This window comes from Candidatus Binatia bacterium, assembly GCA_036493895.1.
In the GTDB taxonomy this organism is placed as follows: Bacteria; Desulfobacterota; Binatia; order UBA1149; family CAITLU01; genus DATNBU01.
Genome location: DASXOZ010000070.1, coordinates 298,251 through 324,644 on the forward strand (window position 1 = coordinate 298,251; position 26,394 = coordinate 324,644).

26 protein-coding genes and 1 riboswitch are annotated in these 26,394 nt (G+C 66.9%); of the genes, 17 read left to right on the plus strand and 9 right to left on the minus strand.

What is annotated here, in order from left to right; all coding sequences use genetic code 11:
• Positions 1-2 precede the first annotated feature (2 nt).
• From obgE to VGK20_16725, 6 genes are read left to right on the plus strand one after another with little or no spacing between them, the layout of a single operon-like run.
• Complete coding sequence (gene obgE / locus VGK20_16700; protein ID HEY2775682.1) at positions 3-1,058, plus strand: GTPase ObgE; 1,056 nt, start codon at positions 3-5, stop codon at positions 1,056-1,058.
• Positions 1,055-2,266: a glutamate 5-kinase gene (gene proB / locus VGK20_16705; GenBank protein ID HEY2775683.1), complete on the plus strand. Its 1,212-nt coding sequence runs from the start codon at positions 1,055-1,057 to the stop codon at positions 2,264-2,266. The genes obgE and proB overlap by 4 nt, the downstream gene beginning before the upstream one ends.
• Position 2,267: 1 nt before the next feature.
• Positions 2,268-3,593, plus strand: coding sequence for a glutamate-5-semialdehyde dehydrogenase (locus VGK20_16710; protein ID HEY2775684.1), 1,326 nt, complete (start codon positions 2,268-2,270; stop codon positions 3,591-3,593).
• Positions 3,583-4,371: a nicotinate-nucleotide adenylyltransferase gene (gene nadD / locus VGK20_16715; GenBank protein HEY2775685.1), complete on the plus strand. Its 789-nt coding sequence runs from the start codon at positions 3,583-3,585 to the stop codon at positions 4,369-4,371. The genes VGK20_16710 and nadD overlap by 11 nt, the downstream gene beginning before the upstream one ends.
• On the plus strand, positions 4,368-4,802 hold the full coding sequence (rsfS, locus tag VGK20_16720; GenBank protein ID HEY2775686.1) for a ribosome silencing factor: 435 nt from the start codon (positions 4,368-4,370) through the stop codon (positions 4,800-4,802). The genes nadD and rsfS overlap by 4 nt, the downstream gene beginning before the upstream one ends.
• Position 4,803: 1 nt before the next feature.
• Positions 4,804-5,985 carry a tetratricopeptide repeat protein gene (locus VGK20_16725; GenBank protein ID HEY2775687.1) on the plus strand — a complete coding sequence of 394 codons (1,182 nt, stop codon included), beginning with the start codon at positions 4,804-4,806 and terminating at the stop codon, positions 5,983-5,985.
• A 45-nt stretch (positions 5,986-6,030) separates the two neighbouring features.
• Here VGK20_16725 and VGK20_16730 read toward each other — a convergent pair whose 3' ends face one another.
• Both VGK20_16730 and VGK20_16735 read right to left on the minus strand, forming a co-directional pair.
• Positions 6,031-7,299 carry an ArsA-related P-loop ATPase gene (locus tag VGK20_16730; protein HEY2775688.1) on the minus strand — a complete coding sequence of 423 codons (1,269 nt, stop codon included), beginning with the start codon at positions 7,297-7,299 and terminating at the stop codon, positions 6,031-6,033.
• Entirely contained in the window at positions 7,296-8,276 is a 981-nt protein-coding gene (locus VGK20_16735) for an ArsA family ATPase (protein ID HEY2775689.1), read from the minus strand. Before VGK20_16735 ends, VGK20_16730 begins: the two co-directional genes overlap by 4 nt.
• 157 nt (positions 8,277-8,433) lie before the next feature.
• On the opposite strand from VGK20_16735, the gene bamD reads away from it, so the two are divergent.
• Positions 8,434-9,303 carry an outer membrane protein assembly factor BamD gene (gene bamD / locus VGK20_16740; protein HEY2775690.1) on the plus strand — a complete coding sequence of 290 codons (870 nt, stop codon included), beginning with the start codon at positions 8,434-8,436 and terminating at the stop codon, positions 9,301-9,303.
• A 51-nt stretch (positions 9,304-9,354) separates the two neighbouring features.
• Here the strand turns inward: bamD and VGK20_16745 are convergent, their stop codons facing one another.
• On the minus strand, positions 9,355-10,098 hold the full coding sequence (locus VGK20_16745) for a tyrosine-protein phosphatase (GenBank protein ID HEY2775691.1): 744 nt from the start codon (positions 10,096-10,098) through the stop codon (positions 9,355-9,357).
• 186 nt (positions 10,099-10,284) lie between these two features.
• Positions 10,285-10,410: riboswitch (SAM riboswitch) on the plus strand.
• A gap of 58 nt (positions 10,411-10,468) precedes the next feature.
• On the opposite strand from VGK20_16745, the gene VGK20_16750 reads away from it, so the two are divergent.
• From VGK20_16750 to VGK20_16775, 6 genes are all read left to right on the plus strand, one after another.
• On the plus strand, positions 10,469-11,239 hold the full coding sequence (locus VGK20_16750) for a HesA/MoeB/ThiF family protein (protein HEY2775692.1): 771 nt from the start codon (positions 10,469-10,471) through the stop codon (positions 11,237-11,239).
• A gap of 22 nt (positions 11,240-11,261) precedes the next feature.
• The gene (locus tag VGK20_16755; GenBank protein HEY2775693.1) at positions 11,262-12,524 is read left to right on the plus strand and encodes a threonine synthase; all 1,263 of its coding nucleotides are present in this window, start codon (positions 11,262-11,264) and stop codon (positions 12,522-12,524) included.
• 34 nt (positions 12,525-12,558) lie between these two features.
• A complete protein-coding gene (locus tag VGK20_16760; protein HEY2775694.1) occupies positions 12,559-12,849 on the plus strand; it encodes a ubiquitin-like small modifier protein 1 in 291 nt (96 codons plus the stop codon).
• 54 nt (positions 12,850-12,903) lie between these two features.
• A complete protein-coding gene (locus tag VGK20_16765; protein ID HEY2775695.1) occupies positions 12,904-13,890 on the plus strand; it encodes a cysteine synthase in 987 nt (328 codons plus the stop codon).
• Positions 13,891-13,908: 18 nt separating this feature from the next.
• Positions 13,909-14,148, plus strand: coding sequence for an NIL domain-containing protein (locus tag VGK20_16770; protein HEY2775696.1), 240 nt, complete (start codon positions 13,909-13,911; stop codon positions 14,146-14,148).
• A 96-nt stretch (positions 14,149-14,244) separates the two neighbouring features.
• The gene (locus tag VGK20_16775; protein ID HEY2775697.1) at positions 14,245-14,724 is read left to right on the plus strand and encodes a hypothetical protein; all 480 of its coding nucleotides are present in this window, start codon (positions 14,245-14,247) and stop codon (positions 14,722-14,724) included.
• A gap of 53 nt (positions 14,725-14,777) precedes the next feature.
• Here the strand turns inward: VGK20_16775 and VGK20_16780 are convergent, their stop codons facing one another.
• The 6 genes from VGK20_16780 to polA form a co-directional block, all read right to left on the minus strand.
• Entirely contained in the window at positions 14,778-15,938 is a 1,161-nt protein-coding gene (locus tag VGK20_16780; GenBank protein ID HEY2775698.1) for a hypothetical protein, read from the minus strand.
• 484 nt (positions 15,939-16,422) lie between these two features.
• A complete protein-coding gene (locus tag VGK20_16785; GenBank protein HEY2775699.1) occupies positions 16,423-16,746 on the minus strand; it encodes a hypothetical protein in 324 nt (107 codons plus the stop codon).
• A 13-nt stretch (positions 16,747-16,759) separates the two neighbouring features.
• Positions 16,760-17,383 (minus strand): hypothetical protein, encoded by a 624-nt coding sequence (locus VGK20_16790; GenBank protein ID HEY2775700.1) that lies wholly within the window; start codon positions 17,381-17,383, stop codon positions 16,760-16,762.
• Entirely contained in the window at positions 17,380-18,183 is an 804-nt protein-coding gene (locus VGK20_16795; protein HEY2775701.1) for a zf-HC2 domain-containing protein, read from the minus strand. Before VGK20_16795 ends, VGK20_16790 begins: the two co-directional genes overlap by 4 nt.
• 2 nt (positions 18,184-18,185) lie before the next feature.
• The gene (locus VGK20_16800; protein ID HEY2775702.1) at positions 18,186-18,755 is read right to left on the minus strand and encodes a sigma-70 family RNA polymerase sigma factor; all 570 of its coding nucleotides are present in this window, start codon (positions 18,753-18,755) and stop codon (positions 18,186-18,188) included.
• A 100-nt stretch (positions 18,756-18,855) separates the two neighbouring features.
• On the minus strand, positions 18,856-21,516 hold the full coding sequence (polA, locus tag VGK20_16805) for a DNA polymerase I (protein HEY2775703.1): 2,661 nt from the start codon (positions 21,514-21,516) through the stop codon (positions 18,856-18,858).
• A gap of 300 nt (positions 21,517-21,816) precedes the next feature.
• Between polA and VGK20_16810 the strand changes: the two genes are divergently transcribed.
• The 4 genes from VGK20_16810 to VGK20_16825 are packed head-to-tail and all read left to right on the plus strand — an operon-like array spanning position 21,817 to position 26,372.
• Complete coding sequence (locus tag VGK20_16810; protein HEY2775704.1) at positions 21,817-22,569, plus strand: ATP-binding cassette domain-containing protein; 753 nt, start codon at positions 21,817-21,819, stop codon at positions 22,567-22,569.
• Positions 22,562-23,332 carry an ABC transporter permease gene (locus VGK20_16815; GenBank protein HEY2775705.1) on the plus strand — a complete coding sequence of 257 codons (771 nt, stop codon included), beginning with the start codon at positions 22,562-22,564 and terminating at the stop codon, positions 23,330-23,332. The genes VGK20_16810 and VGK20_16815 overlap by 8 nt, the downstream gene beginning before the upstream one ends.
• Before the next feature lie 2 nt (positions 23,333-23,334).
• The gene (locus VGK20_16820; protein HEY2775706.1) at positions 23,335-24,900 is read left to right on the plus strand and encodes a Gldg family protein; all 1,566 of its coding nucleotides are present in this window, start codon (positions 23,335-23,337) and stop codon (positions 24,898-24,900) included.
• The gene (locus tag VGK20_16825) at positions 24,897-26,372 is read left to right on the plus strand and encodes a DUF4340 domain-containing protein (protein HEY2775707.1); all 1,476 of its coding nucleotides are present in this window, start codon (positions 24,897-24,899) and stop codon (positions 26,370-26,372) included. The genes VGK20_16820 and VGK20_16825 overlap by 4 nt, the downstream gene beginning before the upstream one ends.
• Positions 26,373-26,394 lie beyond the last annotated feature (22 nt).

Below are 26,394 nucleotides of genomic sequence, written 5' to 3' on the forward strand. Positions count from 1 at the left end.
TCGTGAATTTCGTCGACGAAGCGCGACTGCGCATCGTCGCCGGCGACGGGGGCGACGGCTGCGCCGCCTTCCTGCGCGAGAAATACCGTCCCAACGGTGGCCCCTCCGGGGGCGACGGCGGCAACGGCGGCTCGGTGCTCGCCGTAGCCGACGAGAACATCTCCACCCTGCAGGATTTCCGCTCGCGCCAGACGATTCGCGCGGTGCGCGGCGAGAACGGCCGCGGCAAGTGCCAGCACGGCAGGAACGGTGAAGACGTCTCCCTGCGCCTGCCGGTCGGCACCGTCGTCGTCGACGAACAGAGTGGTCGCGTGCTTGCCGATCTTGCCCGCCACGGCGAGGAGGTGCTGCTCGCTGCAGGCGGCTACGGCGGTCGCGGCAACGCCCGATTCGCAACGGCGACGCACCAGGCGCCGCGCCGTGCCGATCCGGGAACGCCGGGCGAGGCCTTCGAGATCCGTCTCGAGCTCAGGCTGTTGGCCGATGCGGGCCTCGTCGGCCTTCCGAACGCCGGCAAGTCGAGCCTGCTCGCCCGCGTCAGCGCAGCGAGGCCGAAGATCGCCGACTATCCGTTCACGACGCTCGCGCCCATCCTCGGCGTAGTCGCGTGGGCGCAGGACAAGAGCATGGTCGTCGCCGACATTCCCGGTCTCATCGAGGGAGCCCACCAGGGCCAGGGCCTCGGCGACCGTTTCCTGCGCCACGTCGAGAGGACAGCCGTACTCGTCCATCTTCTCGATGCATCCGAGCGCAGCGCCGACGGCGCGATCGCCGATTTCGATACCGTTCGCGCCGAGCTCGCCGCGTATTCGCCGGAGCTCGCGTCGCGACCCGTGATCGTCGCGCTGACGAAAATGGACCTGCCGTCGGCCGTCGAAAGCTGCGGCGAAATCTCGCGGCGCCTCGCCAAGCGCGGGTTCGACGTTCACGCGATCTCGTCGGCAACGGGCCAGGGCTGCCGCGAGCTGATGACCAGCGTCGGCCACGCCGTAGAGCGGCGGCATCGCGAGAAGTCCGCCGACGACGACGCAATCATCCTCGCCGGGGAGCCGCGATGACGCACGTCCTGCGAAAGCGCGAAATCCTCGAGCGGGCGCGGCGGATCGTCGTCAAGATCGGCAGCTCTCTTCTGGCCACCGAAAGCGGAGTCAGCAGCGAGCAGATCGGGCGCCTGTCGGCCGAGCTGTGCGCGCTTGCCGAGCAGGGACTCCAGATCGTCGTGGTCACGTCGGGTGCGCGCGCCGCCGGCCTCGCGCGCCTGGGCCTGAAGCGCCTGCCGAAGAAAATTCCGGAGCAGCAGGCGGCAGCCGCGATCGGGCAGATCCGCCTGATGGCGCTGTACGAGCGGTGCTTCGCCGATTTCGGCCGTCACGTCGGCCAGGTTCTGCTGACGGCCGACGATCTTCGCGACCGCGCGCGCTATCTCAACGCGCAGCGCACCCTCGAGCACCTGTTGCGCCACGGCGTGGTTCCGATCGTCAACGAGAACGACTCGGTCGCGATCGACGAGCTCAAGTTCGGCGACAACGACCGCCTGTCGGCGCTGGTCGGCGGCCTGGTGGGCGCCGATCTGCTCGTGATCCTCACGGATGTCGAAGGACTCTACGACCGCGACCCCCGCGGCGGAGAGGCCTCGCTCGTCGAGCTGGTGTCCGACGTCGATGCGCTGATCGATTCGGGAGTCGCCGGCGGAACCGCCTCTGCGGTCGGCACCGGCGGCATGGCGAGCAAGCTCGTCGCTGCGCGCAGCGCTGCGCACCGTGGCATTCCGACGGTCGTCGCCAGCGGAAGAACGCCGGGCACGCTGGCCCGCATTTTCGATCCCGATGCGACGGCGGGCACGCTTTTCTTGCCGAGGCCGACGCCGATGCGCAGCCGAAAGCACTGGATCGCGCACGGCCTGCCCGTGCGCGGCTCGCTGGTGCTCGACGCCGGCGCCCTTGATGCAGTCACGCGACACGGCTCGAGCCTTCTTGCGGCAGGAATCACTGCAGTGGACGGCAAGTTCTCGCGCGGCGATTGCGTTCGCTGCGTCGATGCCGCCGGCCGCGAATGGGCCCGCGGACTGGTCGCCTACGACGACGACGAATGCCGCGCGATCCGCGGCCAGCCAAGCTCGCGCTTCGAGGCTCTTCTCGGCTATCATGCCGCCGACGAAGTGATCCATCGCGACGATCTTGCGGTGCTCGCCGAGCTTGGCGAAGTTGGCCAACCTGGCGAGGAAACAGCGGACGCGGATGCTCCCGCATCGCAGGAGCGGGGCTGACATGACCACGCGCGGCATGGCGACGTTTTCGTCGACGGCAACGACAGCGGCCGATGCGTCCGCCGCCTCGGCGAGCACGGTCGAAGAGGAAATCGCGAGCATCTGCCGCGATGCCCGCGCCGCTTATCGAGTGCTGTCGCGCACCGACGATCACGCACGCACGCATGCACTGACAAAGATCGCCTCCGGCCTTCGCGCGGCCAGCGCAGACGTCACCGCCGCAAACGCCGCCGACCTCGCTGCCGGGCGCGAAGCCGGCCTCAGCGCGGCGATGCTCGACCGGCTGATGCTCGATGCGCACCGCATCGAGGCAATGGCCCGCGGGATCGAAGCCGTCGCCGCCCTCCCCGACCCCCTGGCCCTCCCGATCGACTCGTGGACCACGTCGCGCGGCCTGGCGATCGAGCAAGTCCGCATCCCGATCGGCGTCGTCGGCGTGATCTACGAATCGCGGCCGAACGTCACGGCCGACGTCGCGGCGCTGTGCCTCAAGTCGGCCAACGCCGTGATCCTCAAGGGCGGCAAGGAATCGATCCGCAGCAACGACGCGATCGCGCGCGTGATCGGCGACGGGCTCGCCGCCTGCGACCTGCCCCGCAGCTGCGTGCAGCTCGTGCGCTCCGTCGAGCGCCGCGCCACCGAAGCGCTGCTCGGCCACGACGACGCGATCGACGTCATCATTCCTCGCGGCGGCCCCGGCCTCGTGCGTGCGATTGCCGAGCATTCGCGGATCCCGGTGATCCGCCACTACGAAGGGATCTGCCACGTCTACGTCGATGCGTCGGCCGACCTCGCGATGGCCAGCGACATTGCATTCAACGCCAAGGTGCAAAGGCCGGGCGTCTGCAACGCGATGGAAAACCTGCTGGTCCACGAAAGCGTAGCACGCGAATTTTTCGCGCTGGCGGCGCCGCGCCTTCTCGAAGCGGGCGTGGAGCTGCGCGGCTGCCCTCGCACCTGCGCGCTGGTTCCGGCCGCACGTCCGGCCACCGACGACGACTGGCGCACCGAGTATCTCGACCTCGTCCTCGCTGTGCGCATCGTCGATTCGCTGGACGAGGCGATCGACTTCGTCAACGAGAACGGCTCCGGGCACTCCGACAGCATCGTCACGCGCTCGCGCGAGGCGGCCGACCGTTTCCTTCGGGAAGTCGATTCGGCCGCGGTCTACGAGAATGCCTCGACGCGCTTTACCGACGGTTTCGAATTCGGCTTCGGCGCCGAGGTCGGCATTTCGACCAACCGCCTGCATGCGCGCGGACCGATGGGGCTGCGCGAGCTGACGACTTACAAGTACGTGGTTCGCGGCCAGGGGCATGTGCGCTGAATCTGCGCGCGGCGCCGGCCCGCGGCGCGTCGGCGTCCTCGGCGGAACCTTCGATCCCGTGCATCTCGGGCATATCCGCAGCGCGCGCGAGATCGCCGAAGCGTTCTCGCTCGATGTCGTGAGGCTGGTCCTGGCGGCGCGACCTCCTCACAAGCCTTCGGGCGCCTCGGCTGCGGCCGAGGACCGCTGGCAGATGCTGATTCTTGCGGTGGCCGAAGCGGAATGCAGCGGGGAAATCGCGCCCGGGCTCGTCGTGCCCTGCGACATCGAGCTGCGGCGAAGCTCCCCCTCGTGGACAGTCGATACCCTGCGTGAGCTTTCGGCCAACGATCCCGAAGGCGAGCTTTTCTTCATCGTGGGCAGCGATGCCTACGCCGAGGTCGACACCTGGAGCCGCCCCGGAGAGCTTCTCGCGCTGGCCAACGTGATCGTCACGTCGAGGCCGGGCCGGCAAGGTTTCGAGCACACGCCACTTCCTCCCGTTGCCGCGCGCGCGCAGGCTCGTTATGATTCTTCCATCGGAGTGTACGTTCATACCAGCGGCCACCAGGTACGTGGCCACGGCATCCGCGGCATCGAGGTTTCTTCCACCGAAATCCGCCGTCGGGTGCGCCTCGGTCTCCCCGTCCAGTCCATGACCGGCCCCGCCGTCGCGCGTTTCATCGCCGACCACGGCCTCTACCAGTCCGATTCCCAGCCCTCCGTGGCGGGCCAACGCCCCGCCGCAGGGGAACTGGGCAACCAACCCTCCGGAGCAGGCAAGCATTGCAAGGAATGACCAAGGACTCCTCGCGCGATCTGGCAACGATGGCAGCCGACCTGGCCGCCGATGGAAAGGCCCTCGGAATCACGATCCTGGACCTTCGCGAGATCTCGTCGGTGGCCGACTATTTCGTCGTCGCCAGCGGCAGGTCCCACATCCAGGTGGACGCGATCTGCGACCGCATCGACAAGGGAATCGCGCAAAGACTCGGCGCCAGGGCGATCTCGGTCGAGGGACTCGAGAACGCCCAGTGGGCCATCCTCGACTACGGGTCGGTCGTCATCCACGTGTTCCAGGAAAGCGTGCGCGAGCTTTACGACCTCGAGCGCCTGTGGAGCCTCGCGCCGCGTTGGAAGCACGGCGAGCCAACGGCACCCGCACGTGGACGCCGGCGCGCGACGGGCGCGGCTTCTTCACGCCGCGAGGCCAGCGCAGCCGGGGTCTGACATGCTGCGCCGCACCGTCAGCTTCGTCGCGGCCATCGCGATCATCGGCGGCGTGGCGTCGCTCGTCTATTTCAATTCGCAGCCGACGACGCTTCGGTGGGCCCCGAATCGCGAGCTGACCGTTCCGCTGGCCTGGCTGATCGTCGGCGCGACGACGGCAGGCGCCGCCCTCGGGCTGGTCGTGCTGCTCGCGCGCGAAGGACACTGGGCGCTTCGCCAGTGGCGCCTCCTGCGCGCGCTCAGGGCTTCCGAGCGCGCGGCTTCGCGCCGCTCCGAGGCGCGAGCTTCGCTGCTCGCCGGTCGCCACGCGCAAGCGCGCAGCCTTCTTGCGAAAACCGCCAGCGGCCCGTCCGCCGTCATCGACGATGCCGTGGATTACGGCGAGGCGTTTCTCGCCGAAGGACGTCCGACCGAGGGCCGCACGCACCTCGAGGATGCCAGAAAAGAGCTCGGCGACGATCCGCGCATCCTGTTCGCGCTCGCGCGCTGCTGTCGCGCTCTCGGCGACGACGCAGCGGCCGTTGCGGCCCTCGACCGCGCCGTCGATGCGTTGCCGTCCAGTGTCGCGCTGCATTCGCTTCGCCGCGACTGCCTCGTGGACCTGCAGTGGTGGCCGACCGCCGAGGCCGCCCAGCAGCGCATCGTCGATCTTCATCCGTCCGATCCTTCGGAGAAGCACCGCCTGATCGACATCCGGATGAAGGCGGCCGAATTCGCCGGCAATGGCGATCGCGAAGCGGCGCTGCGAGGCGTGCTCGCGCTCGATCCGTCGTGGCCCGCGGCAGCGACCGCCCGTGCGGCGATGCTCGCCGAACGCGGACAAAATCGCGCCGCGCTTCGCATCCTCGTGCGCGCGGCGAAGCGGCGGCCTGCCGAAGAGACGCTACGCGCCCTCGACGAAATGCTCGAGAAGGGAAGCCCGCGAAAGATGCTGTCGGTCTACCGCAAGCTTCGCCGGGGCAACCCGGCGAGCAGCGAGCTGGTGCTGCACCTTGCGGCCAATCTGGTGCGGCTCGGACGCCACGGCGAAGCGGAAGCACAGCTTCGCGAGCTGGAGGGAGCGACCGGCCGCGAAGCGGCGCTCGTCGAGAGCCTTCGCGCGCGCATTCTCGAAAGCCATTCGGATTCGGCCGGCGCCGCCGATGCACTTCGCCGCGCGCTCGACAGCTCCCTCGAGGGTTAGCAGGCCGCGGGAAATTCCATCCCTTCGGTGCGGGTCCGCAACCCGCTAGCAGGCATCTGCGCGCGAGAGCTCGCGCGCGATCGCCGCCAGCCCCGCAAGATCGTGCACGTCGCGGCTCTGCTCGGGCACGACGCGCAGCGAGATTCCTTCGGGAAGCTCCGCTTCGAACACTTCGCGGCGCACTTCCTGCGCAGCCGCCTGCACGATGCGCGCCTCCAGTGTCCCGCGCAGCCAGCGCACCACCGCCGGCGCAACGCCTTGTGCGGCCAGTGCGGCCATCAACGGCGCCAGAGGGTCGTCGCCGGCATCCGGCACGCGATCGTCCAGGCGATCATGGCTCGACGCGCCCCGTTGCCGCACGAATCGCCGCGGATCCTCGATGCCGTCGGCAACCTGCAGGCGATTCATCACCACGCCCTTGAGCGATACGCCGAGCTGCTGCATCCGCTCGGTGAGTCCCTCGGCATCTTCGAGCACCTGCTCGTCCGGTCCCGTCACGAGCACGAACGCCGTCGATGGATCCTGCAGCAGTGCCCTCACCTTGCGGCTGCGCGCAGTGACACCGTCGACGAGGCTCTCGATCGCCGAAAAAAATGACGCGATTTCGCTCAGTGCCTGGATACCGGTGGCATCCTCGATGCGCTCGAAGACGAAGCGCGCACCGCGGCTGGCGGCTTTCCACGCGCTCCATCCTGCCGAGGCCGGACCGGCGAGCCACGACAGCAGCGTGCGGTCGAACAGGTCCTCGAGGCGACGCGGAGCCTCGAGGAAATCCAGCGCGTGACGCGACGGCGGAGTGTCGAGCACGATCAGGTCGAAGTTGCCGCTCTCCTCGATGCGGCAAAGCTCTTCGATGGCCATGTACTCGGTCGAGCCGGCGAACGAGCGCGACACGTTCTGGTAGAACGGGTTGGCCAGGATCGTGTCGCGCACCTGCGGATTCGGCGAATGGCGCGCGATGAACTCATCCCACGCGCTCTTCTGGTCGAGCATGCCGGCCCACAGCGTCGCCGACGGATCGAGGCCGGCCTGCTCGAAGCGGCGCGGCTCGATGCGCTCGCCGCCGGGGCGCAGCTCGCCGGCGCCGAGCGCTTCGGCCAGCCGCCGCGCCGGATCGATCGTCAGCACCATCGTGCGGCGGCCCGCCAGTGCTCCGACCAGCGCGAGCGCCGCCGCAATGGTCGTCTTGCCCACGCCTCCGCTGCCGACGCAGACGACGACGCGATGCCGGGCCAGCACCTCGTCGATGCCCGCGTTTTTCGCGTTCCTCTCTCCCCTCGCCTCCCGCTCGTCCCTTTCCTCCCTTTCGATCATGGGTTTCCCCGCTGCGAACGAGCCAGCTTCGGCCGGAATCCGGGTTTACGCCGCGCCGCGAGCATCGAAACCAGCTCGCGCGCATCGTCGATCCCGAATTCCTCGCGCACCAGCAGCGGCACGCGTTCCGCTCTCAAGCCGGTGCATTCCTCGAGACGCGAGATGGCGGCCTGCTGCACCGCGTCCCACTCGAGCGCGTCGGTCGCCGCTTCGGTCATCGCAGCGCGAAGACGCTCGGCTTCGCCCTCTGCGGGCAGGCGGCCGAGCACCTCGATCGCCTCGGCGGCGCCGCGAGGAACCGGCGGCCGGCAGCGATTGACGAACAGGTCTCCGAGCGGAAAGTGCAGGTCGCCGCGCAGCCGCTCGATGATCGAGCAGGCTTCGGTCACCGGCATTTCTTCCGGGGTCGCGACGACGTGGACGCAGGTGCGTTTCGGATCGGCAAGCAGCTGCTGGACCCGGGTCGCTTCACGGTGCACGAGGCCGCTTCGAAACGCGGTGGCAGCGGCCGACGGCATCTGAAGGTACTGCAGGCTGTGACCGGAGGCTCCGGCATCGACGAACATGCGTTCCCACACCGGCTGCCCGTCGGCCATGCGGCGCTCGGCTTCGAACCAGATCTTGCCGACCGTCATCAGCTCTTTCAGGCCCGGCGCGCCGGCGACGAAGATCGAGTAGAACCTGCTCGCGAACACCAGCGACAGCAGGCGCTTGATCGGGATGACCAGGCGCAGGTATTCGGCCAGCGCTTCGTCGCCTTCGAGCGTGAGGAGAGTCAGGTGGGGAGCGACGACGCGGGGAGCGCCCGGCACGATGTCTTCGGCATCGAAAAGGCGCGACAGGCCCCCGTGGCGCCCGATCTCGGCGACGAGAGTACGCTGCCCGTGCGAGGCCGCCTCCAGGCCCAGGGCCGCCGTCAGCGTCGATTTTCCGACTCCGCCCTTGCCGACGACGAACTGGAGGCCGGCATCGCTCAAGCGGCCCGAGCGTGCCCGCCGCTTCCCGCGTTGGCAATCGCCCGCCTATTGCCGCGCCTGCGCCGCACCTCCGCCCCCTGCGCCCCTTCTGCGCGCTTCCCCGGTCGGTGCACCGCGCGAGTTTACCGGAGACGGCGCCGCGGATAGCCTTGTGCCGATGCGACTGCCCCGTCCCCTGCTTCGCAAGTTCGCCGTCGCCGGCACCGTCGCCGCGGCCTGCGCCGTTTTGTCTGCCTGCAGCGCCGCTCCGACGCCGCCGGAGGACGACCTTTTCCGGGAAGCGTCGATCGCCCTGGAAGACGAGAGCTACGCCACCGCGATCAGCGACTACAAGAAGCTGCTCGAGCAGTACCCTTTCTCCGACAAGGCCGAGATCGCGAGCCTCAACATTGCGTACGCCCACTATCTGACCGGGCAATACGGCGATGCGATTGCCTCGTTCAACGATTTCGAGCGCCTCTATCCGGTCAGCCCGCTGCTGCCGTTCGTCAGTTACACGATCGGCATGTGCTGGCTCGAGCAGGCCAAGGACGGATTCCGCGATCCGACCGCGTCGGCCGAGGCGCTGCGCCAGTTCAAGAAGGTCGCAAGCGAGTTCCCGCGGACGCTCTACGCCGATCTTGCCGTGTTTCGCCAGCAGCAGGCCCGCGAGGATCTTGCGGCCCACGAGCTCGTCGTCGGCGACTTCTACCGTCGCAAGAAACGCTACGACGCCGCGCAGAACCGCTACAGCTACGTGATCACCCAGTATCCCAACACGGAGAATGCCGCGCGCGCGGCTGCGCGCCTGAAGGATGTGCAGCTCGCGGGGGCCAGCCAGGCCGAAAAGGCGCAGCAGGCGAAAGACCAGAAGACCGTCGACGACATCACGACGAAGGCAGCGGCCGAGGCCAAGCACGAGCAGATCGAAGGCAAGCCGACGGTCAAGATCCACGCCGAGCCGCCGGTCGGCGCCCCTACCCCTGACACTCCTCCCGGCGATCCTTCGGCGAGCAAGCCTACGCCGCCGTCGCCGCCGCAGCCCTGATCCGGCGGCACGGCGGACTTCGGCGGCAGATGCTGCTCGCCGGCCCGCTTCTTACGAATTTTGCAGCAGGCGCAGCCTCAGCGCCGCTCGCGTTGCCTCGCCTGCGCCGATCTCATCGAGATAGCCGCTGACCGAGCCCCAGCGCGCATCCATGTCGGCGATCATCTTTTCCATCCGTTCCGCCGGGCTGCCGCAAAGGTAGAGCACGATCTCCGGATCGTAGCCCTCGCGCTCCATCAGCGCGCGCGTCGCTTCGACGAACGGCTGGAGGTAGCGCTCCGACATCGCGTAGTCCTCGATGACGACGGAGTCGGCAACGCCGAGCACCCGCAGCAGCACCGCGGTGACGACGCCCGTGCGGTCCTTTCCTCCGGTACAGTGGATCACCGCCGGCTGCGCATGCGACGAAGCGAGGTACTCGACCACTTCGCGCACGACCGGCGCGCCCTCTTCGAGCATGTCGAGGTAGCGGTTCTGCAGGTCGACCTTGGTCCAGTCGATGCGCGAGTCGCCGAGCGACAGCGAAACCTTGACCAGCGGCACGTGGCGGTGACGCTCCAGCCGCGACGAGAACGCACCGGGACCGTCGTGGGCGAGCTCGAGGTCGCTGCGAAGGTCGAAGACTCGGCCGATCCGGAGAAGCTCCAGGCGTGCCTCGTCGGTCGGCGTCAGATTCGTCAGGCGATCGGAGCGAAAAACGAGGCCGGGGCGGATGCGCGCGGCGCCGGCCGCCTCGATGCCGCCTAGGTCGCGGAAATTGTAGGCGCCCTCGAGGGGGACACGGACACTCGTCATCGGCGGAGTCTTTCACGCGCCGGCCAACCGCAAAAACGAGGCTCTGCAGCCGCGAAACACCCGCAATACCGGCACGCGACGGCGGTCTTGCCTGTTTCCCGAACGCCCGCCGGCGCACCAGGCGCGACCCGGCCGCGACGACAAAAGCGGTTGACCACCGGCAACGGCGCGGCTATACCCGGCCTCACCTTATTCAGAGTGGCGGAGGGAAAGGGCCCTGCGATGCCACAGCAACCGGCCCGTCGAAAGACGGGTGCTGGTGCTAACTCCCTCACCCGCCGTCGGCCAGACGGTGTGGGTGGAAGATAAGGTCGAGTCTGCCCTCTCTCCGGCACCTCTTCCTTATCGCACGCGGCAGGAAGAGGTTTTTTTGTACCCGGATTTCGACAGCCTTCGACACCTTGCCTCCCAGACCCCTGGGCCTTCGACGAAAATGCTCGTCGTCGGCGCCGGTGCTCTCGGATGCGCGGCCGCGCGCACGCTGGCCCGCGAGCCGGGCGTCGCGCTCACGCTCGTCGACGACGACCGCGTCGAGCTTTCCAACCTGCAGCGCCAGGTGCTCTATCGCGACGACGACATCGGCAGGCCGAAGGTGGAAGCTGCGTGCGAAGCGCTCGAGCGCGAGTTCGATGCGACAGTCTCGGGCGTTGCGAGCCGTTTCGATGCGACGACCGGCACCGCTCTGGTTGCCGGTGCCGATATCGTCATCGACGCGACCGACGATCCGCCGACCAAGTTCCTCATCAATCGCCTCTGCGTCGAAGCGTCCAAGCCATGGATCTACGCTGGAGTGGCGAGGACTTCAGGCCAGTGGATGCTCGTCGTCCCGGGGCGCAGCGCCTGTCTCGAATGCGTGTTTCCTGAAATTCCCGGCGCGGCCGAGACGGCCGAAGGCTGTTCGGCCCTCGGCATCCTCGCGCCCGTCGCCGGCGTCGTCGGCTCGATGCAGGCGCTGGTGGCGCTGGCGTTTGCCGCAAATCCGCAGCGTTCGCGTCCGGGACGCCTGCACGTCTACGAGCTTGGCGGCGCGCGCTCGCGAGCCGTCGATTTCCCGCCGCGCGCAGACTGTTTCTGCCGCGCCGCAACCCTTCCCGCCGCAAACACCGCGGCGGCCGCCGTCCAGGCCGCAGGGCCACGATAGGATCAAGCAGGAGAACCCAGCCATGACCAGTTTCACTACAGGCCTCCAATGCCGCGAATGCCACGAGAAATACCCGTGGAGCCCCCTGCACGTCTGCGAGCTGTGCTTCGGGCCGCTCGAGGTGCAGTACGACTATGAAGGAATCGCGCGCACGCTGACGCGCGAGCTCATCGCTTCGCGCCCTCGCAACCTGTGGCGCTACCGCGAGCTGCTGCCGGTTTCGGGAGAGCCGAAGGTCGGCCTCTACTCGGGCTTCACGCCGCTGGTCAAGGCGGACAACCTGGCCCGCGTGCTCGGCGTCAAGGACCTCTGGGTCAAGGACGACTCGTGCAACCATCCGACGTTCTCGTACAAGGACCGCGTCGTGTCGGTCGCGATCTCGGCGGCCGTCGAGTTCGGTTTCGACACGGTCTCGTGCGCGTCGACCGGCAACCTTGCCAACTCGGTGTCGGCGCACGCTGCGCGCGCCGGCCTTCGCTGCTTCATCTTCATCCCGAACAACCTGGAGCGCGGCAAGGTGATCGGCTCGACCATTTACGATCCGACGGCTGTCGCGATCTCGGGTAACTACGATGACGTCAACCGTCTGTGCACCGAGATCGCCGACAAGTACGGCTGGGCCTTCGTCAACATCAACCTGAGACCGTTCTACACCGAAGGCGCCAAGACGTACGGCTTCGAAGTGGCCGAGCAGCTCGGCTGGAACCTGCCGAAACACATCGTCGTGCCGACTGCCGGCGGCACGATCCTTCCGAAGATCGCCAAGGCTTTCGACGAGCTGATCCAGGTGGGGCTGGTCGAAAAACAGCCGTACAAGATCTACTCGGCCCAGGCTGCCGGCTGCGCGCCGGTGGTCAACGCGATCCGCCGCGGTGCCGACCTGATCGAGCCCGTCAAGCCGCACACGATCGCCAAGTCGATCGCGATCGGAAATCCGGCCGATGGTTACTACGTGCTCGGCGCCGTGCGCGACAGCGGAGGCTGGGGCGAAGCGGTGACTGACGCCGAGATCGTCGAAGGTATCCGCCTTCTGGCGCGCACCGAAGGCATCTTCACCGAGCCTGCCGGCGGCACGACCGTCGCCGTCACCAAGAAGCTGATCGAGCAGGGCCGCATTCCGCGCGACGAGACGACGGTGATCTGCGTGACCGGCAACGGATACAAGACGATCGAAGCGGTGCAGGACGCCGTTCCGGTGCCTCACGAGATCGCCGCCAAGCTCGAAGACTTCGATGCCCTGTACGAAGGGCTCGACCACAAGGCCGGCGTGCGGCGCATCGCCTGACGCCGCAAAGCCTTCCATTCAAGGAGAACCAGCCATGTCCGTCCGTGTCAGAATCCCCACCCCGCTTCGCAAGTACACCGCAGGCAAGGACGCCGTCGCCGCCGAAGGCGCAACGATTGCTGCGATCCTCGACGACCTCGAGAAGTCGTGTCCCGGGCTCAAGGAGCGCATCTGCGACAGCGAGGGCGCCGTTCGCCGCTTCGTCAACCTGTACATCAACGGCGACGACATTCGTTTCCTCGACAACACCGGCTCGCCCGTCAAGGACGGTGACGAGATCAGCATCGTGCCGGCCATCGCCGGCGGTGCGCCCGCGCGCCGGTAGCACACTGCGGAATCCGGCCCACCTGCGTCGGGAAATCCGATAGGCTGCTTCGTTGTGACGCTTGGATCTCGCCGCTCGCCGGCTCGCCTCTCGGGGGACGGGCCCGGCATCGTCGATCTGATCGGCAGGACGCCGCTCGTGCGCCTGCGCTGCCTCGCGCGCGAGCTCGCGCCGGGCGTGGAACTGTACGGCAAGCTCGAAGGCTTCAATCCCGGCGGATCGGTCAAGGCGCGCGCAGCGTGGAACATGGTGCGCCGCGGGCTGGAAAGCGGAGAGCTGAGGCCGGGCAAGACGATCCTGGATTCGACGTCAGGCAACACCGGCATCGCACTTGCGATGATCGGCGCCGCGCTCGGTTACGCGGTGCGGCTGGTGATGCCAGAGAACGTTTCGACGGAAAGAAAGCGCGTGCTCGAGGCCTACGGCGCCGACGTCGTCTACTCGAATCCCCTCGAAGGCAGCGACGGGGCGATCCTGGTCGCGCGCGAGGTCTACGCTGCCGACCGGGAGCGCTACTTCAAGCCCGACCAGTACAACAACGAAGCCAACCCCGAGGCGCACTACAAGACCACGGGTCCGGAGATCTGGGAGCAGACCGGCGGCCGCGTTACGCACCTCGTCGCGACGATCGGCACCGGCGGAACCGTCATCGGCAGCGGGCGCTTCCTCAAGGAGCAGAGCGCCGCTGTCGAGATCGTCGCGGTCGAGCCGGACGACGCGTTCCACGGCATCGAGGGGCTCAAGCACATGGAGAGCTCGATCGTGCCGGGCATCTGGCACCGCGACGGCGTCGACCGTCTGGTCGGGGTCGCAACCGACGACGCGTACGACATGGTCTATCGCCTTGCCGCCGAGGATGGGCTCGTGCTCGGGCAGTCCTGCGGCGCGGCCGTCGTCGGTGCTCTCCAGGTCGCGCGCGGCCTGGAGTCCGCCTGCATCGTCGCGATCCTGCCGGACTTCGGCGACCGCTATCTTTCCACCAACCTGTGGCTCGGCTGGCGCGACCGCCACGAGCTTGCCGCCTCGCGCGCGCACGGCTGAAGGAGCACCGTCATCACCATGGCCATCCAGCGTTTCTACCTCACGTACAGCCAGGAAAAGATCAAGGAGCCGATCATCTACTCGGTCGGCAAGAAGTTCCGCGTGGTCACGAACATCCGCAGCGCGTCGGTGTCCGATCACATCGGCATCGTCGGCCTCGAGCTCGATGGCGAGCAGGCGGAGATCGATGCAGCGGTCGAGTGGATCGCCGCGCAGGGCGTCAAGGTCGAGCCGATCGAGAAGAACGTCATCGAGTAAGGCGTGCCCGGCGATCCGGTTCGATGATCCTCTTCGATGATCCTCTTCGATGATCCCCTTCGATGATCCCCTTCGATGATCCTGCACGAGTGATTCGTGCTCGATGACGATGCGATCGCGCGCTATGCGCGCCAGATCGTCGTGCCCGGCATCGGGGCTGCGGGCCAGGGGAAGCTCTTCGCTTCCGCCGCGCTCGTGCTCGGCAACGGGCGTGGATGCGAGCAGGCGGCGCTCTATCTGACCGCTGCCGGAGTGCGCGTTTTCGTGAAGCCCCAAGACCTTCCCGCCGCCACGACGATCGACGTCGCGATCGCCTGCGATGCGACGGCTCTCGATGACGCTGCCCACGCTTCTCTGCTCGGATGGAACGCTCCGGTCTGCTGGTACGTGCTCGATCGCGGGGGGTTCACGAGCGGCGTGCATCCGGACGCGCAGTTACCGGCCGCCGCGCCGCGAACGCTCGACGGCGCGACGGATGCATTGCACGACGCCGCAGCCTGCGACGTGGCCGCCGTCGCGTGCGCGATCCTGGTCGGCCTGCCGTGGCGGCCGGGCCTGTTTCATTTCGAGATCTGACTGCAATCCCACTGCGCCAGGATTGGCCGGCAGCGCACGCGGGACCGGTTGCGCTACAGGCTCGCGTCCACCGCCAGAAGAGCTTCCGTGCGCGAAAGTGCGATCTGCGCGCAGGCTCTCGTCACGTCGTGCACCATGGTGCGATCGAGAGTCACGAGAAACTCGCGAGCGGAAATCTTGCGCGCGAACATCCGCGTTGCCTGCAGGCGGGCGCGGGCGGTCCCCTCGTCGCCCAGGCTGCGGTAGACGAACGCAGTCAGCGGCGACACGGTCAGATCGCCCACCGACTCCCTCGCGCGTCCCGTTTCCAGCACGGCGAGAAGCTGTGAGTCGACGCGCGCCGAAGCAGGCGCCGGTGGCAGGAACTGCTCGACCCGGTCGGGCCTGCCGCCCGTCTCGTGGATATCTCCGAGAAGCATGGACACCGGGCAGTCCCCGCCTGTCACCGTCGCGAGTGCCTCGATGATCGCGATGGTGGCGACTTTCGATCCGAGGTAGCGGCCGGCGAACTCGAGGTTGCGGCGCGCTGCCGCGCGCAGATCGGCGAACTCCGTCGCCGCGGGCGTGCCCCGGTAGCGGTGAAAGATGTGGTCCGGATCGAGCGTGGCGAGGAATGCTTCCATGCGCGTGAGCGCTTCGCGGTATTCCCGGATCGAATAGACACCCACGGCTGCCAGCGGAGCATTGGATTCCTCGATGAGTTGCCAGGTGGTCGCGAGGAAGATGCCAGGATCGGGCTCCGCGAAGGTGATGACGTCACGGTTGCCGAGCACCACGGCATCATTCAGGATGGCGTCGATCTCGTCTTCCCGCAGCGCAATGTCCAGCATCCGGCCCAGCGCGCGCACGCGACCGGCGAGCACTTCCGACGGTTCGTTGCCATCGCGATCCACGCCGCGAAACGGCACGGTCGCCTCGATGCAGGCCGCGACTGCGATCACACCGGACAGCGGCAGGTAGGGTTGCAATTCGCGAGCCGCCACCACGGCGCTCAGGAACTCGTTGAGCCCGCCGTACAGCGGCAGCGTCTGTCCGGCCTCAAAACCGAACAGGGTCGCACACGCGAGCAGACCGGCGTCGCCGACCTCGATCGGCTTCAGCACCACGGTCTGCTTGCCCGACCTCGTCACCCGCTTCAGAAGTCCGTGCGCGCGCCGCGGGAAACCTCCGTCGAGTTGGAAATAGACGAGATCGTGAAACAGCGTCGCGAGCACCTGGCGCGGGTTCATCCCTTCGCACATCGCGAACACGTGGGCCGAGGTGTGGTACACGCGCCGACCCTGGTCCATCGAGTCGTGGATGAGCATGGCGAGTCTCTCGATGTCCTCGTCCGGCACGTCGGCCGACAGCTCCCGGAACGCTTCGGCGAACAGGCGAATGAAGTGGTTGATCGTCGCGATGGCCATGACCGGAATCTCGTGCCGCCCGGCGCGAGAGGGCACGCCCTGCGTGTCGCACGGCCCGCGATGCCCGCCCACCCACGTCTTGCGCGAGTATCGCTCCGATTGCGGGCTCCGTCCATCGCGTGAATCCCGGGCGTTCGTCACAGGAGCTGCGTGCGGCATACCGTGGCGGTTGCAGCGGGCTGCACATGGGACGAATCGGCGCCTACGGGAAGGCTCCGCACGCGGTGGTGTGGGAGTCGGCGGTCGGGCGCCTGATCGGCGATCGATATCTGGAGCGGAGGTGACGAGGAGTTCAGCGCGGCGCGAACGGCATCGGCGGCAGGTCGATCTCGAAGCCGAACACTTCGACGAGCAGGAACACGACGACGAGCAGCGCGAAGCTCATGACGAGCAGGCTGGCGACCGCCACCCCCGACATCACGAAGATCGTCGCCGCGCCGGCAACCGAGACGAGCGGCGACAGGTAGGACCAGCGGTTCCAGGGATACACGGGCGCGAACAGCGTCGAGAAGCTGGGACCGCCGTCATCGGGACCGCTCCAGCGCCCTTGCTCGCCCGGACCTGTCCCGAGCCCGAAAGGGAACCCGGATGCTTCGTACTGCTGGGATCCCGCCATTGCGGAGCGCGCCTCAGTGCTGGCCGGTGGGTGCTACGGCAGCGGGCGCCGCAGACGGCATCGCCGCCTGCACGGCCGGCGTCGGGCAGTGCGAGTCGGATGCGGAAGCGCCCTCAGCGTCTTCCGGGTCGTCCGCAGCGTTGCTGTCGCCCGAGGACTTGGCGTCGTCGAATGCCGCATCCTCGGTGCGCCACGGGCGCGAGCCGATGGTGATCACCAGCGTGCCGTTGTCGTCGCGCGGTCCTCCGAGCAGGACCACCGATCCGAGCTCGAGCTTGACGTACGTGTTGACGACCGGGTGGTTGTCTTCGTTGAGCAGGATGTGCAGGCGAAGATGGTCAGGCGTGTGCTCGCGCGTCGTGATGTGCAGGTAGCGGCCGTTGGGCAGGTCCATGCCGCACTGGCCGCCGTTGCCGTGCAGCACGCGCGTATCGCTTCGCACGAGGGTGTAGCTCTTGAACCGAAGCTGTTTCAGCTCGCCGCGAAGGCTGGCCAGGCGCGAGTCGAAGGTACGTCCGGAGTTGGACGCGAGAACGGTGGCGATCTGGATCGTCGTGCGGTTTTCCGCCAGCGCCGAGGTCGACAGCAGGGACGCCAGCGAAACCGCGGCCAGAACGAACCTGGAGGGTTTGATCATCGCTCTAGGCCGGCCAGGCGGATCGGTGTGCCTTGCTCGCGAGCTTCGACCCAGATCACGCGAGCGTTCGTGCGCGGCTGCACCCACGTGGAAACCTGGCGGCCCGGAGCCGCTTCGAGGTCGTCGACGTGCGCCGACTGCGGATGCGCCAGCGGAGGTGGAATGTAAGCGACAGGGGCGACGATGTTGCGCAAGGCCGCGCGCGAAGCGCGATAGAACGACGTCGAGTTGTGCGCCGAAGCGGTCCTCACCGTTGCCGGCGCACTGGCGATCCATCCGGTAGTGCCGGTAGTGCCCGTAGTGCCGGCAGTGCCGGTACCGCGCAACGATTTCGGCATCGGCACGAACAGCATCACGACGGCTGCGGCCGCCATGGCCGAGACTCCGGCAACCGAGGCCAGCCGCACGATGGCCGACAGCCCGCGACGCGGACGCGAACGACGGCGATCTGCCGCATCATGCGCGGCGCCACGGCGCGCGCCCTCGCGTTCGAACGACGCATCGCGATCGGCAACGTGGCGGTGTGGAGCGGCGGCGGCGGGCGGCATGCCGAGAGCGGCGTGAACGTCGGCGGCGAGCCCGGAAACGTCCACGGCCGTGACGAGATCCGACACGGCCGTGGAAAGAAGGATTCTGGTCTGCTGCCAGCGAGTGACCTCGCGATCACAGGCTCGACAATTGAAGATGTGGCGCGATGCCGCCAGGGCCTGGTCGCCGGAGAGGAGGTCGTCGACGTAGCGGTCGAAGAGCTGCTCGAAGTCCGTGCAGGACAGATCCGGGATGTTGCCTGCAGGCGCCACGATCAGAGCATCTCCTGAAGGCGGGATTGAAGCTTCTTGCGTGCGTAATGCAAGCGACTCATTACCGTTCCGAGTGAGCACTCGAGAACTTCGCTGATTTCTTCGTAGGAGAGCCCGTCGATTTCGCGCAGGAGTATGACCGCGCGATGATCGGGCGTCAAACTTTCAATCGCCTCGAAGATCTTCCTGCCGAGTTCCCGGCTGCGCACGCTCTTGAAAGGATCGATGCCGAGGGTGGCGGAGCCGTCTCCGACGGCGTCTTCCTTGACGGCGACGCTGTCGTCGAATTCTACCAGCGGCCTTTTGCCGCCTCGTCTCTGGTGGTCGATCGCCAGGTTCATCGCGATTCGGTAAATCCAGGTGTAGAACGACGACTCACCCTTGAAGCCGTCGAGGTTGCGAAACGCCCTGACGAAAGTTTCCTGGAGGATCTCGCGGGCGTCCTCCGGATTGCGGACCATGCCGACGATGACCGACAGCAGGCGGCGCTCGTAGCGCTCGAGGAGTTTCTGGACGGCGTCTCGGTCCCCGGCTTGGGCCCGGGTGACGAGTTCGCCATCGGCAGGATCCACCCGTTTGTCTCCATAGTCCTGGGCCATAGACGCTACAGGTAGTCCCTTATTCGCCCTGCGCAGCGTCCGATCCGTCCCGAATTGAACGATTTTTTGGCGTTCAGTGAGCCTCGGCCCAGCTACCCCCGGACCCCACGTCCACGACGATGGGTACGAGCAGGCTGGCCGCCCCTTCCATGACTCGCACGACGAGCCGAGAGACCTGCTCCACCTCGTCCGCGGGCGCTTCGAGTAACAACTCGTCGTGAATCTGTAAAACCAGCCGCGAGCGCATCCCCGCCGCGGCCAGCGCAGTGTCCAGGTCCACCATGGCCTTCTTGATGATATCGGCCGCACTTCCCTGGATCGGCGTGTTCGTCGCCACGCGCTCGGCCTGCTGGCGCCGACCGCCGTGGTCGCTCGTGATGTCGGCCAGATATCGGCGCCGGCCCATCAGCGTCGAGACGTAACCCTTGTCACGCGCATGCTCGAGCATGCTCGCATAGAATCTTTGCACTTTCGGGTATCTCTCAAAGTAGCGCTTTATATATTCCTCGGCCCTCGGCCTCTCGATTCCGAGCTCCCGGGACAGGCGCTGGGCACCCATCCCGTAGACGATCCCATAATTGACGATTTTCGCATCGCGGCGCATCTGCCGCAGGCGTTCCGGCGAGACGGTTTTCGGGTCGAAGGAGAAGACGTCGGCCGCCGTAGTCGTGTGGATGTCCTGGCCGCCGCGGAAAGCTTCGATCAGGTTCTCGTCCGCGGAAAGATGTGCCAGCACCCTCAGCTCGATCTGGTTGTAGTCGGCCGACACCAGGGCAAAGCCGGGAGGCGCGACGAACGCGGCCCGTATCTTTGCGCCTTCCTCGGTCCGGATCGGGATGTTCTGAAGGTTCGGGTCCTTCGACGAAAGACGGCCGGTAGCCGCCACCGTCTGGTTGAGCCTGGTATGGATCCGGCCGTTTTCGTCGGCCAGGCGTGGCAGGGTATCGACGTACGTCGATTTGAGCTTGGCCGCCAGGCGGTACTCCAGCACCAGCGCCGGCAGCGGATGCAGGTCGGCCAGCGATTCGAGCGCATCGCTGTCGGTCGACACGCCGGTCTTGGTCTTCTTGATCCCCTTGGACGGCAACGAAAGGCGGGTAAACAGCACGTCGCGCAGCTGGATCGGCGACAGGATGTTGAACGGCCCGCCGGCCGCCTCGTACACCTTCTCGACGAGCGCGGTCATCTTCTTCTCGAGCACCTCGGACATGGCCTGGAACGCGTCACGGTCGAGCAGGACGCCGTGGGCCTCCATCTCGCCGAGGATCGACAGCAGCGGGTGCTCGAGCCCCCGATAGAGCTGGTTGAGCTCACGACCTTCAAGTTGTGCTTGAAGTGTTTCCGCGAGCCTTGCGACCTGGTCGAATCCGGCTTCGCCGGCCATCTCGGCCTCGGGCTCCTCGCAGAGGAAGCGCCGGCAGGCGTCCTCCCGCGAATGGTCGCCGGCTTCGGGATCGCAAAGATACGAGGCCAGGCCGAGGTCCAGGCCGACCAGCCCCGGCGCCGCGTGGAATTCGCGCACCAGGCCCTTGAGATCGAAGCCGACGAGCGAAACCGCCTGCACGCGAAGCGAGGCGAGCACGGCGCGGATCTCGTCGTGGCTATCGCTGGAGGCAATCTGGCTGCCGTCGGACAGGGCCAGCATCCAAAGTCCCCCAGCTTCTTCCCGAGACGAGACCAGCAGGCGCTCGCCGTTGAGGCGCGCGGCGGCCTGCACGAACGGCTCTGCGGGCGCCGATTCGGGCGCGGATTCGAAGCCGGCCATCGAAAGCTGGGGTTCGGCCGGCGGCGCGGGCCTGGCCTTCCTGCCGGTTGTCCGGGCGGCCTTGGCAGCCACCTGCTCGTCGGCCGTAAGAGCCGGCGCCAGGCCGGTGTCGCCGGCCAGGGCTCGCATGCGCGGCACCAGGCGGTGCATCTCGAGCTCTTCGGCCAGCGCCGTAAGCTCGCCGGTGGCAAGGTGGCCGAGGTGAAGCTGCTCGGCCGTGACCTCGACGGGCACGTCGCGGCAGACTTCGGCCAGGCGGCGGCAAAGGCGGGCCATGTCGGCCCCTTCTTCGATCTTCTTGCGTACCGAGGCCGCGCCGCGGATCGGCAGGCTGTCGATCTCGGCGCTGCGAGAGAGCATCTCCTCGATGCTGCCGAAGTGGGCGATGAGCTGGGCGGCGGTTTTGGGCCCGACGCCGCGAACGCCGGGAATGTTGTCGGAGCTGTCTCCCATGAGGCCGAGCACGTCGGGCACAGCCTCCGGCCCCACTCCGAACTTTTCGTGAACCTCGCCGCGATGGACGACCAGGTCGCGCATGGGGTCGTACAGCGAGGTGTGGTCGGTCACGCACTGCATGAGGTCTTTGTCGCCGGTCACGATGACGACGTCGAAGCCGTCGGCTTCGAAACGCGAGGCCAGCGTGGCCAGGATGTCGTCGGCCTCGTAGCCGCCAAAGTCCACGCAGGGGATCTCGAGCGCAGCGACGAGGCGGCGGACGTAGGGGAACTGGACCTTGAGAGCCTCGTCCGGCTCCAGGCGATTGGCCTTGTACGCGGGGAAAAGGTCGCGGCGGAACGTCGCGCGGGCCGTATCGAAGCAGCAGCCCATCAGCACCGGTCTCTTGTCGCGGATCAGCTTCTCGAGCATCGTCGAGACGCCGTGGACCGCGCCCGTGGCCAGGCCCTTCGACGTCGTCAGCGGCGGCAGCGCGTGGTAGGCCCGGAAAATGAAAAAGCTCGTATCGAGCAAGTAAACGGTCCCGCAGGCCACGCGCCCCTGTCAGCCTTCCCCCGTCCCGTTGCAAGCCAGCGGTGTGACCGGCGGCGCCCGGCGCTTGCGATCCAGGGCGGTACGCGCCGGACTACGAAGCACGATCGTCACCCGCCGGTGAAAATTCCTGCCGAAGCAGCGAATAAACGGTTTTGACACCCGTCATGGGGCTGAATAGAACCGGAGCATCGCGTGCGCCCTGCCGGCGGCATCGACCCCGGGAAAACGGACTTTCGAAGACCGGCGCAGCGATCACCCACAGCCCAAAACCGAGCGGGAATGATTGAAGTCAAGCACCTGACGAAGACCTACGGGTCCATCACAGCTGTCGACGACGTCTCCTTCAGCGTTGCGACCGGAGAAGCCGCCGGCTTCCTCGGTCCCAACGGCGCAGGCAAGACGACGACGATGCGCATCCTCACGGGCTTCATGCCCGCCACTTCGGGCACCGTCACCGTCGACGGCTTCGATGTCTTCAAGGACTCCTTCGAAGTTCGAAAACGCATCGGCTACCTGCCCGAGACTCCGCCGCTCTACCTGGAGATGACCGTGCGCAGCTACCTGCGCCACGTCGGCAAGCTCAAGGCGATCCCGGGATCGAAGGTTTCGGCCGCCGCCGACCAGGTCATCGAGGAGTGCGGCCTGGAAATCGTCGCCGGGCGCCTCTGCGGGCATCTGTCGAAAGGATTCCGGCAACGAGTCGGCCTTGCCCAGGCGCTGATCCACCGCCCCGCGGTGCTCGTGCTCGACGAGCCTACCGTCGGCCTCGACCCTGCCCAGATCATCGAGATCCGGGCACTGATCCGCGGCCTGTCCGCCGAGCGCACCGTGATCCTGTCGACGCACATCCTCCCGGAGGTCCAGCAGATCTGCCAGAAAGTCGTGCTGATCAACGGCGGCCGCATCGCGCTCGAGTCGAACATGGCCGAGCTCGTGCGCGAGCGCAGCCTGGAGGAAGAATACCTGAGGCACGTCACCGGCGATGCGGCCATGGCCGAGCAGGCCGCCGCCCTCGGAGGCACCCATGCGTAACGTGCTGGCGATCGCGTGGCGCGACATCCGCGCCGTCTTCGTCTCCCCGATCGCGTACGTGGTGCTGACCGGGTTCACGCTGCTGTCGGGCTGGTTCTTCTTCAACATGCTCGGGCAGTTCAACCGCCTGGCCAGCCAGTACGCGAGCCTCCAGGGCATGGACACGACCTGGCTCAACCTGAACGACGCGGTGATCGCGCCGCTGCTGCACAACCTTCTGTTCGTGCTGCTGATCGTGATCCCGATGATCACGATGCGCAGCTTTTCGGAAGAGAAGAGCCAGTCCACCTTCGAGCTGCTGTTCACTTCGCCGGTGCGCATCAGCGAGATGGTGCTCGGCAAGTACCTGGCCGGCGCGTTCCTCGTCACGCTGATGGTCGCCCTGTCGTTCCTGTTTCCCGCGATGCTGTTCTGGTTCGGCAACCCCGAGCTCGGCATGACGCTCGCCGGCATGCTCGCGCTTTACCTTACGGCGCTGTCGTTCGTCGCCGTCGGCAACTTCACCTCCGCCCTTACGTCCAACCAGATCATCGCGACGATCAGCGCCCTTGTGATCCTGCTGCTGCTGTTCGTCATCAACTGGCCGGCCGAAGGCGCCGGCGTGAAGGTGGCCGGCGTGCTCGGCTACCTGTCCGTGTCGGAGCACTTCGGCAAGATGGCCAAGGGCGTGATCGAGACGAGCGACCTCGTCTACTTCGTCAGCCTCACCACGGTATTCCTGTTCCTGACCCACCGCGCGGTGGAGTCGAGCCGCTGGAAGTAGACATGGGCAAGCGCGCTCCGATCCTCGGCATTGCCGGTCTCGTTTTTCTCGTCTTCGGGCTGCTCGAGCACGCGCTGACCTACAACCCGATCATCGGGTTCTGGGACTTCGGCTGGTTCTCGCTGGTCCACATCGGCGCAGGCCTGGTCTGCATCGCGTGGTTCCTCACGTCCGGCAGCGGCTCGCTTACCGAATTCCTGCGCCGCCGCTCGACCCGCTACGGCACCAACGCCCTTGTCTACTCGGCGATCTTCGTCGCGATCATCGTGATGCTGAACCTGCTGGGCGCGCGCTACAACAAGCGCTTCGACATGTCCCAGGCAGGCGTCAACAGCCTGACGGATGCTTCGCGCCAGGTGCTCGACAAGCTCGACGGCGACGTCGAAGTGCTCGCGTTCGTCGGCCCCCAGGAAAAGCCGTTCGTCGAGGAAGTCTCGTCGATCTACAGCTCGTACACGAGCAAGGTGAAGTGGCAGATCATCGATCCCCAGGTCAGCCCCGAGATCGCGCAACGCGAGCTGATCCAGTCGGTGCCGACGCTGAAGGTGAAGAAGGCAGACCGCTCGGCCACCACCGACAAGATCGAGGAAGAGTCGATCACCAACGCGATCCACAAGGTCGCGACGAGCTCGCAGAAGAAGATCTACTTCCTCACGGGCCACGGCGAGCCGGGCATCGACAAGAAAGACACGCCCGGAGGGATGGGGCTCTTCGCCGATACTCTGCGCAACCAGAACTACGAGGTCGACAGCATCGATGCAACGAGCGCCGAGATCCCCGACGACTGCGCCGTCCTCATCGTCGCAACCGGCGACCGCGACCATTTCCCGGCCGAGCTCGACAAGGTCAAGGGCTACATGAAGAAGGGCGGCAACGTCCTTGCCCTTCTCGAACCGCGCAAGGACGACCCCCTGGTCAATTTCGTGCGCGACTTCGGCGTGCGCGTCGGCGACGACGTGATCCTCGACCAGACCGTGCGCCTGTTCGAAGGCGCCACCATCGGCAGCGACGTGATCGTCTCCCAGTACGGCGACCATCCGTCCGTCAAGCCTCTTACCGAGCGCAGCCTGTTCTCGCTGGTACGTTCGGTGTCGCCGCCGGTCGACGAGAACGCCAAGGCTCCGGCCAAGTTCAAGCCGCTGGCGTTCACGTCGCAGACGAGCTGGGCCGAGACCGACGTCGACCGCGTCTTCGAGAAGGGAGAAGCGGCGCTCGACGACAACGACATCAAGGGACCGGTGCCGATCGGCGCCGCCGGCGAAGCGTCGGTCACCGGCATCGGCGGCCAGCCGGGCAAGAATTTCAAGCTCGCCATTTTCGGTGACACCAGCTTCCTGACGAACCAGTATCTTCGCCAGCTCTACAACGATGCCGTCGGCCAGAGCGTCGTCGGCTGGCTCGCCGGACAGGAAGAGCTGATCTCGATCGCGCCTCGCGTCGTTCGTGCCTCGCGCGCGTTCCTCGGCGAGACCGAAGCACGCACCGTGTTCTACCTTTCGGTGCTGGTGCTGCCCGAGTTGATCCTGCTGGCCGGCATCGTCGTCTGGTGGAGGCGCTCTTCGCTGTGAGCTTCGTCCGCACCCTGGTCCTGCTCGTCGTCGCGTCAGCGATGGGAGCCTGGCTCTACTTTTACGAAGAACCGAAAGCCGAGCAGGAGGCCAGGGCGAACATCCTGCTCGATTTCGAGCCCGCGACGATCGACAAGCTGAGGCTCGCCTACCCCGACAATACCGAGATCGTCGCACAGAAAGACGGCGACAACTGGAAGCTGACTGCGCCGGTCGCATACCCGGCCGACAAGAGCGTCGTCGAGAACTTCCTCAATACGATCAAGGAAACCAAGATCGAACGCCGTCTTGCCAAGACGGAGGCCGGTCCGCTGGCGACGTACGGCCTCGATGGCGAGCGCGGATCCCAGGCGCGCGTCGAACTGACCGACCACGCCGGCAAGGCGCTTGCGGCGATCGTGCTCGGCGGCACCACGCCGGTCGGCTACCAGGCCTTCGCGCGCAAGGAAGGCAATGACGACGTCCTGGTCATTCCGCTGCTGCTGCAGTCGAGTGCGAAGAAGACCCCATTCGATCTTCGCTCCAAGGTGCTGTTCGAAAGCGTCGACGACGCCGCGACCGATCACGTGACGATCGCGCGGCCGGCCAACACGATCGACCTGGTGCGCGTCGACGACGCGCACTGGAAGATGAATTCCCCGATCCAGGACGCTGCCGATACCGAGACGGTCCGCTCGATGATCGACTCGATCGCGACCATCGACACGATCGCATTCTTCGACGGCCCGCAGGCCGATCGCAAGGCGTTCGGCCTCGACGAGACGGCCACGCATTTCACCGCGACGATGAAGGACGGCAAGACCGTGGAGTTCCTCGTCGGAAAGACCGCCGCCGATCCGCCTGCCGGCAACTACCTCGAGCGCAGCAGCGACCACCAGGTCGTCAAGGTGCCGGACTGGACCGCCAAGAAGTTCTCTCCCGAGGTCAACGAAGTACGCGACAAGCGCCTGGTCACCTGCAAGGTCGACGAGATCCGCAGCATGACCTGGGGCAGCGGCGCCGAGCAATTCACGATCTCGCGCGACGGCGCCGGCAAGCCGTGGAAGATCGCTCCGGAGCTTCCCGACCAGGTTCTCAACCAGAGGATCGTCGACAACGCGCTGAACGAGATCGTCATGGCGCGCGCCGACGAAGTGTTCGACGACGCGAAGAGCGACGAAGACTTGAAGAAGTGGGGCCTCGATGCGCCGATCGCGCGCTTCGAGGCCAGCGCAGACAAGGGCTCCTGCGGCGCGCTCATCGCGGCCGAAGACAAGGGCCCGCAGCAGTCCGAAGGCGGACGCGACTACATCGTCAAGGAAGCGTCGCGCACCGCCGTGATGCGCGCGAACGATCACGAATACTCGCGCCTGTCGATGAAGCGCGCAGTCTTCGTCGAGCCGGCCCCGAAAGCCGCGGGATCGCCGCCGGCGGCGGGCGCACCGGCCCCGGCGCGCACTCCTGCACCCGCGGCTGCTCCAGCCGCACCCTGACCGGGAAATCCGGCTGTGCTAT